The organism is Treponema sp., from assembly GCF_045657965.1.
Lineage (GTDB): Bacteria > Spirochaetota > Spirochaetia > Treponematales > Treponemataceae > Treponema_D.
In genome coordinates this window covers 1-7,794 of record NZ_JAZOUG010000247.1, presented here as the reverse complement: position 1 = coordinate 7,794, position 7,794 = coordinate 1, and the positions used below count along the sequence as shown (strand labels likewise).

7 protein-coding genes are annotated in these 7,794 nt (G+C 36.8%); 4 read left to right on the top strand and 3 right to left on the bottom strand.

From position 1 onward, the window contains the following. The 4 genes from ruvA to queA form a co-directional block, all read left to right on the top strand. The coding region (gene ruvA / locus ACKI5B_RS09280; RefSeq protein ID WP_407428046.1) for a Holliday junction branch migration protein RuvA at window positions 1-492 on the top strand (492 nt) is incomplete at its 5' end. A gap of 95 nt (window positions 493-587) precedes the next feature. Then, on the top strand, window positions 588-1,631 hold the full coding sequence (gene ruvB, locus ACKI5B_RS09275) for a Holliday junction branch migration DNA helicase RuvB (protein ID WP_407428048.1): 1,044 nt from the start codon (window positions 588-590) through the stop codon (window positions 1,629-1,631). 89 nt (window positions 1,632-1,720) lie between these two features. Further along, window positions 1,721-3,808, top strand: coding sequence for a methyl-accepting chemotaxis protein (locus tag ACKI5B_RS09270; RefSeq protein ID WP_407428044.1), 2,088 nt, complete (start codon window positions 1,721-1,723; stop codon window positions 3,806-3,808). A 55-nt stretch (window positions 3,809-3,863) separates the two neighbouring features. After that, the gene (queA, locus tag ACKI5B_RS09265) at window positions 3,864-4,919 is read left to right on the top strand and encodes a tRNA preQ1(34) S-adenosylmethionine ribosyltransferase-isomerase QueA (RefSeq protein WP_407428042.1); all 1,056 of its coding nucleotides are present in this window, start codon (window positions 3,864-3,866) and stop codon (window positions 4,917-4,919) included. On the opposite strand, the gene ACKI5B_RS09260 is transcribed toward queA, so the two are convergent. From ACKI5B_RS09260 to ACKI5B_RS09250, 3 genes are all read right to left on the bottom strand, one after another. Then, entirely contained in the window at window positions 4,912-5,721 is an 810-nt protein-coding gene (locus ACKI5B_RS09260; RefSeq protein ID WP_407428040.1) for an FAD binding domain-containing protein, read from the bottom strand. The two genes, queA and ACKI5B_RS09260, sit on opposite strands and share 8 nt — an antisense overlap. After that, the gene (locus ACKI5B_RS09255) at window positions 5,708-6,196 is read right to left on the bottom strand and encodes a (2Fe-2S)-binding protein (RefSeq protein ID WP_407428038.1); all 489 of its coding nucleotides are present in this window, start codon (window positions 6,194-6,196) and stop codon (window positions 5,708-5,710) included. The genes ACKI5B_RS09260 and ACKI5B_RS09255 overlap by 14 nt, the downstream gene beginning before the upstream one ends. After that, the coding region (locus ACKI5B_RS09250) for a molybdopterin cofactor-binding domain-containing protein (RefSeq protein ID WP_407428036.1) at window positions 6,193-7,794 on the bottom strand (1,602 nt) is incomplete at its 5' end. The genes ACKI5B_RS09255 and ACKI5B_RS09250, both read right to left, overlap by 4 nt.

Genomic DNA, 7,794 nt, shown 5'->3' with positions numbered 1-7,794 from the left:
ATGCAGCATACTGACAGTGCCATGAATCTTTTTGGTTTTGCATCTGTAAAAGTCCGTGATTTATTTTTTGATTTGAACAAAGTTGAAGGAGTTGGACCAAAATCTGCTGTTAAAATTATGAGTTCGATTCAACGGGACCAGCTTGTGGCAAGTCTTGAAAACGGAGATTTAGCTGCACTCGAAAAAATTCCTGGACTTGGAAAGAAAACTGCGCAGAAAATGCTTCTTACTTTAAAGGGAAAGCTTACGCTGGACGAAGATTTACCTGCTTCAAAAGTTGTTGTTAACCGCGGCGGTGAATTCAGTGATGTAGTTTCAGCCCTTGCAAACATGGGGTACGATAAACGTGATGTTGAAAGCTGTATTTCAAATCTTGTTGAAGAACTGAATAAGCAGGTTCCACAGGGTAGTGAAGTGGCCTTTAAAGATAAGACGCATGATGCAAAAGAGGAAATTTTATTCCGCAGGGCAATTGTGGCACTGGCTCAATAAATTGAAAAACGGAAAATTAAAAGTTGAAAACTAATTTTGATTCTGATATAAATGATTTTTCTCAAATTGCTTCACAGGCAGCAGGTTCACTTAATATCGTACGCGCGGATTCTTCTAATCTTAATATCGTGCGTGCTGATGTTCCTCGTGATGACGATAACGCAGACGGCTCTCTCCGCCCTAAAATGCTTGATGAATTTTTAGGACAAAAAGAAATAAAAGAAAATCTTTCTGTCTTTATTCAGGCGGCTCGCGAACGACGGGAACCGCTCGACCATCTTTTTTTAATAGGTCCTCCAGGTCTTGGAAAAACGACTCTTGCCGAAATCACAGCCCATGAACTTGGAGCAGATTTTAAAGTTACTTCAGCTCCAGCCCTTGATAAGCCGAAAGACCTTGCGGGCATTCTCTCAACAATTTCTCCGGGAACAGTTTTCTTCATTGACGAGATTCATCGTCTCAAGCCTGCAATTGAAGAAATGCTTTACATTGCTATGGAAGATTTTGAACTTGACTGGGTAATCGGTCAGGGGGCTGCAGCACGCACTGTGCGCATCCCGATTCCAAAATTTACTTTAGTTGGTGCTACAACAAAGGCCGGTATGGTTTCAAAGCCGCTTCAGACCCGCTTTGGAATCATTCAGCGTTTCAATTTTTACACACATGAAGAACTTGCCTCGATTATCAGGCGAAGTTCTGCAATTCTTAACTGTAAAATTGATGATGATGCAGCTCTTCTGCTTGCTCAGTGCTGCCGTGGAACTCCGCGTGTTGCAAACAGAGTTTTGCGCCGTATGAGAGATTTTGCACAGTTTTATGGAAACGGCAGAATTACCCTTAAAATTGCTCAGAACGGGTTAAAAAAACTTCAGATTGATTCTCTCGGACTTGAACATTATGACCGGGAAATTTTGCTTTCGATTATCAATAATTTTGGCGGAGGTCCTGTCGGGGCTGAAACACTTGCAATTTCAATCGGTGAAGCACAGGATACTCTAGAAGACTATTATGAGCCGTATCTTATTCAGTGCGGTTTAATTCAGCGTACTCCACGCGGAAGAATTGTTACGGCAAAAGCTTACGAACATCTGGGACTGGATTATAAGGCAAATTCAAACAGTCAGTTAAGTTTGTTTTAAAAAATTATTTAAAAAATTCTTGAAAATCTTTTCCTGCAGTATTAAAATAAACTCATAAGTTTTTTTTAAGAAAACTGACAGGAGTTTTTATGAAATCATCCAGCCTTAAAGCAAAACTCATGATTCTTTTATTAGGAATCGTTATTGTTTCAAATGTAATTTTAGGTCTTATTGCCTATTTTATTTCAAAACCTGCTCTTGAAGATTCTGTAGAACAGACTGTAACAGAGATATCTGAAGAAATTGCCGCCAAAGTTTATCAGAAAAACGAACGCGAATTTCACATGCTTGATGCCCTTGCAAATATGACGATTATTCAGGACGAAAGTATTTCCCTTCGTGAAAAAATTGCCACTGTTTTTCTTGCAACAAAAACAGATTCAAACTACGAAAATATTACTTTTTACGACGAAAAAGGTATGACCATCACAGGTGACGGTGAACTTGCCGATTGTTCGAACCGTGTTTATTATAAAAAAGCAATGGAAGGAGAGCATTTTGTTTCTGTTCCGTCCATTAGTCCTGTTAACGGTAAACTTTTGATGTTTTATTCAGTTCCTGTTTATAATACTTCCCATTCAAGAATAATCGGAGCTATCTGTGCTGTTTTTTATGGTGATACACTTTCAAAGCTGTGTAACGAAATTTTTATCGGCAAGGAAAGTCATCCGTTTATTATAGATATGGAGTCTGGAAAAACTGTTGCCGATGCAGATGTTAAATATGTTCAGGACGGTCAGGTTCTAAAAGAATCTACAACTGGTGCAATGCAGGAAGCTGTTATTGATGCCATGAACGGAAACTCAACTTATAGAGCTTTCTATGAACCATGGCGTAAAAAGAACATGATAGCTTCTTATCGGCCTGTTGGAGATAATTGTACCTGGTCTGTTTTCTGTATGGCGCCATATGATGAATTTTTCGGTTCAATTAAACGTATGACGGTTTCCATGATTACTGTCATTGTTATAATTCTGGTTATAGCATCTGTTATAAGTGCCCTGATTATTTCTTTGAGTTTAAAACCTCTTAAACTTGTTGAAACTTCAATTACAGAAATTGCAAGCGGAAATGCCGATCTTACAAAACGAATAAAAGTTACTTCAAACGACGAAATTGGAAATGTTGTAAAAGGCTTTAACAGTTTTACCGAAAAACTCCAGGATATTATTTCTAGAGTAAAAGATTCAAATGCAAATCTTGGTAATGTAGGTGAAAACATGAATGCAAGTGTAGACGACACTGCAAGTTCAATTACACAGATTATCGCAAACATCGATTCAATGCGAAAACAGATTGAAAGTCAGAACCAGTCTGTAAGTCAGACTGCTGGAGCTGTAAACGAGATTGCTTCCAATATTGAATCCCTTGAGCACATGATAGAAAGTCAGTCTAGCGGCGTTACTCAGGCAAGTGCAGCTGTAGAAGAAATGATTGGAAATATTTCTTCAGTTAATTCTTCAATGGATAAAATGGCCAATTCATTTAACGAACTGCGCTCTAATTCTCAGGCTGGTATCAATAAACAGAAGGCTGTTAACGACCGAATTACAGAAATCGAAAGCCAGTCCCAGATGCTTCAGGAAGCAAACGGTGCAATTTCTGCAATTGCAAGCCAGACGAATCTCCTTGCAATGAATGCAGCAATCGAAGCTGCTCATGCAGGTGAAGCCGGTAAGGGCTTTGCTGTCGTTGCAGACGAAATCCGTAAGCTTTCAGAAACTTCAACTGCTCAGTCAAAGACAATCGGTGATCAGCTTACAAACATTAAAAATTCCATCAGTGAAGTAGTTTCTGCTTCAAGCGAGGCAAGTATCGCTTTTGAGAGTGTTTCTCATAAACTCGAAGAAACCGATGCTCTTGTAATGCAGATTAAGTCAGCAATGGAAGAACAGAATGAGGGTAGTAAACAGATTACTGAAGCTCTTCATAATATGAATGACAGTACTGTAGAAGTCCGCAATGCTTCTTCAGAAATGGAAGAAGGAAACAGAATGATTCTTAAAGAAGTTCAGCTTTTACAGAATGCAACAATGACGATGACCCAGGGAATGGATGAAATGTCAATTGGAGCACGCAAAATTAACGAAACAGGAGCTGCTCTTAAAGGTATTTCTTCTCAGATGAACGATTCAATTTCTGATATCAGCTCTCAAATTGACCAGTTTAAAGTTTAATACATAATTTGCAACAATTATTAATTCTCGGTAAAATAAAGGTCAGGAATTTAATATGAAACTTTCTGACTTTTATTTTGATTTACCCGAAGAACTTATTGCACAAAAACCTGCCGGTATCCGCGGGCAGGACAAGCTTATGTTTCTCCATCGCGAAAGCGGCGAAGTTGAACATTTAAGCATGGATGATTTACCGGATCTTATTACTCCTGATACTCTCATGGTTTTCAATAATTCAAAAGTCAGACGGAGCCGCTGCTATGGAATTAAACTTTCTGACATTACAGGGCAGGGTGGTCGAGAGCAGGAGTTTATGTTCCTCAATCAAATGACTGCTGGCGGTAATTTGTGGCATACAATGGACAAAGGTGCAAAAAAAGTAAAACCAGGCAATAAATATCGTTTTAACGATGGTTCAGTCGGAACAATAATCGAGCACGAAAACGATTCAGGAAGCGAATTCCGTACAATTCAGTTTGAAAGCCGTCTTGATGACGACTGGTTTGGTCGTAACGGGCATATTCCTTTGCCACCTTATATTAAGCGCGAAGATGATGACACCGATTCAGAACGCTATCAGACTGTATATGCAAAAGAAACAGGAAGCTCTGCCTGTCCTACAGCAGGTCTTCATTTTACAGAAGATATGTTCCGCCGCCTCGATGAAAAAGGCATTGAACGGGTTTTTGTTACGCTTCATGTTGGTTTAGGTACATTTCTTCCGGTTCGTGCAGAAAATATCGAAGATCATAAAATGCACGAGGAAGTTTACACAATTTCTTTTGATGTTGCAGAGAAAATTAATCAGGCTAAAAAAGACGGAAGGCCAATCTTAGCTGTTGGAACTACCAGTGTGCGTACGCTTGAATCAGCCAGTGATGAAAACGGTTTTGTAAAAGGCGGCTCTTCTTCTACGCATATTTTTATGTACCCGGGGTATAAATTTAAATGTGTAAACCAGATGTTTACGAATTTTCACACACCGGAAAGCACTCTTATTATGCTTGTTTCAGCATTTGCAGGCCGGGAGCATATTCTAAACGCCTACAAAAAAGCCGTCGAGCAGAAATATCACTTCTTCAGTTATGGAGATGCAATGATTATTAAGTAAGCTGCTCTAGAGAATATTTTACAAGATTCCAGAACTGTCTTTTTAGAATTGGATTAAGGTTACTGTTGCTCACATTTTCATCAAATGAACTTTCTGCTTCCAGAAGAAAATTTGAAATCGCTGTCTGGGAAAGCGGCAGGTGTGCGCCAATTATTTTATTTTCTAAATCCTGATCTCTGAATTTAAAACTTCCTGCCATTGCAATTCTTATATCTGAAATTTGATTTTTCTGTGAATTTACAAGAAATACAAAACTTGCAGAAAGTTCGTTTAAAACATTAGTTGGTCCAAGCCGTCTAAAAACAGAAACTTCCCATTCTTCAGTTGGAAGCCTGATTTTAGAAAGCAGTTTTCCTTCAGGTATTTTTTCAAAATTAGTTATACTTAAAAATGAAGAATCTTCTCCGTTTCTAAATTCAAGACTGGCATCTAAAGCAAGGAAAGATGCAAAAAGAGTATTGTAAAAACCTTTTGAACAGATGTTTCCTCCTATTGTAGCAATATTTCTTACTGAAGGATTTGCTATGGTTGCAATTGCTTCGTAAATTGTTGCAGGAAGGTTTGCTTCCCCTAATTCTGCAACTTCAGAAAGTTTAATTGCTGCACCAATATCCAGATAACGTTCATGTTTATCTATAATTTTAAGTTCGTTTATGTCACGAATAGAAAGAACTTTATCATAAAATTCTTTTTCAATGAAACTCGTACAGCCTGCAACAATTTTTAAGTCAGAAATTGTCTTCATCTGATAAAAAACGTCTTCAAGGTTTTTAGCATAGAAAAAAGTTTTAGATGAGGCCATTTTTTCTTCCTTCCCGTTCATGTTTGTTTGCTGTAGCATAAATCACTGCATTTATGAATGATTTTTTGTCACAACAATTGCATTTTATACTGTCTGCCAGAGTTTCCAGCTCTTCAATGGATGGTCGGTATGATTTTTTTAACAGTTCGTAAGTTGAAAAAAATCGTATTGGATTGCAAAAACCACATAGATTTAATCCTGCCTGTTTAAATCCAGTTGAAATATCATCACCTTCTTTTGTAAGTAAGAAAAATTCTAAAGTTTCAATTGAAGCATTTCTGATTATTCCGATTGGAATTATACAGGAAGGAACAGGCTCATCATCTAAAAGAACTGTACATGAACCACAGTAACCTTTATTACAGCCTTCTTTTATTGATATTAATCCTTGCTTCCTTAAGACTTCGGAGAGTTTTTCTGTAGGCTTATCATCGAGAATTACTTTTTCACCATTTAAAATTACTGGAATTTTCATTGTTCATCCTCAATTTTTAATTTTTTGTTATTCTCGTTTTTTTCGATATATTTGAAAATTGAGTCCGTTTGAAGCGGAAGATATTCAATTTGAGAAGAAAGTGCCTGTGAAAGAGCTGAAGTATATGCAGCCGGTAAAATTGAATATATAAGGCCACCAATTTGTTTAGGTTCTTCTTCTGATTGTGTAAACTGAATTTTTATTTCCGGACAAGTAAAAGTTTTATTTTTAACAAGAAAATTTAAACAGTTTTGTATGGACCGATGAATTTCGTTTTCTGCAGCTTTTGGATTTATAATTTTCCCGGCATCGATAATTACACAAATTTTCTGTAGTTTTTCAGTATATGTACATTTATCAAGTTCAAGTTCAACAGTACAGGCTCCAAAAGCAGTGTTATAAAAAGGTGTGCCGGAAAATTCATTTTGATTCCATAAATTTTTTCTTGCTGCAGGAATGGATTTTTTTATTGTATACGAAGAACCGTCTATTTTTTTATTTTTGAGAGAATCAATACATTTTTTTAGCAGGATAGTTTTTATACTGATGTTTCCAATGAAATTATCAGGAATCTGCTGGATTTTAGCTGTTTTGGCAGATGTATTTTGTATTTCGCTGGTGAAAATAATATTCCGCTTTTCTGTTTCGATATTTTCTAATATTAATTTTGTCCAGATTTCTTTTATTCTTGCACTTGACGGAAGTGAATGAATGATAATTTTTTTATCATTGTTTACAGATATCTGCATTGAAATTTGTTCTTTAGAAAACTTTTCACCTAGAAAGCCTGTCCCTTCAAAGGCACATGCCATCCCGATTCCGTATTGCGGAGGAGAGTAAGGAAAATTATTATCAGCTTCATAGCGGTCATGTCCTGAAAGGCGTGCAACTGTATATTTTCGCTTAAAATCACTCCTTATAGCAACTGCATTTATTACATCACTGGAACGTCCAAACGAAAAAGTAAACGGACTTGTTAGTTTTTGAAGAGTGCCTGCTTTATTCATTTGGCGTAATTCAACAGGTGAAAATCCAGTAATTTCTGCAATTTTTTGAATTTGATTTTCAATTGCAAAAAAAGCCTGTGAATCAATTTGTGAAAAACACATTGAAGAGGGCGCCCTGTGAGTTTTGTATGCACGGGCATTTATTTTTACATTTTTACAGTTATAGATTCCTGTGCTTGCAAGAACCAGTCTGTCTAAAATATAAGATGCAAAAGGATTATAAAAGCCTGAATCATAATCTACAATAATGTTCATTGCTTTTATTATGCCGCTTTTATCAACGGCGGTTTTATGATAAATTTTAACTTCTGATGGATTTTCAATAACTTCTTCCTGTTCGCTTCGTGAAAGAGAGAGTTTAACAGGTTTTCCTGTTTTTATGGATGCTATAGCGGCCAGAGAACAAAGAATTCCGTTCTGCCATAAAGAATTTGTGTTTTTTTCAGAAGATTTTGTGCAGTTTATTATGATTTTGTCTTCTTCAATACCAGTGGACTGTGAAATTAGTTCTTTAAGATTTGAAATCCATAAAGTTGATGTAAAAATATGTAAATATCCGCCTTTATAATTGCATAAAGCACCTTCGGTTTC

Excerpts from the sequence above, each read along its gene's own strand:
- ACKI5B_RS09255 (WP_407428038.1), bottom strand. The coding sequence starts at position 6,196 with ATGAAAATTCCAGTAATTTTAAATGGTGAAAAAGTAATTCTCGATGAT.
- ACKI5B_RS09260 (WP_407428040.1), bottom strand. The coding sequence starts at position 5,721 with ATGGCCTCATCTAAAACTTTTTTCTATGCTAAAAACCTTGAAGACGTT.
- queA (WP_407428042.1), top strand. The coding sequence starts at position 3,864 with ATGAAACTTTCTGACTTTTATTTTGATTTACCCGAAGAACTTATTGCA.
- ACKI5B_RS09270 (WP_407428044.1), top strand. The coding sequence starts at position 1,721 with ATGAAATCATCCAGCCTTAAAGCAAAACTCATGATTCTTTTATTAGGA.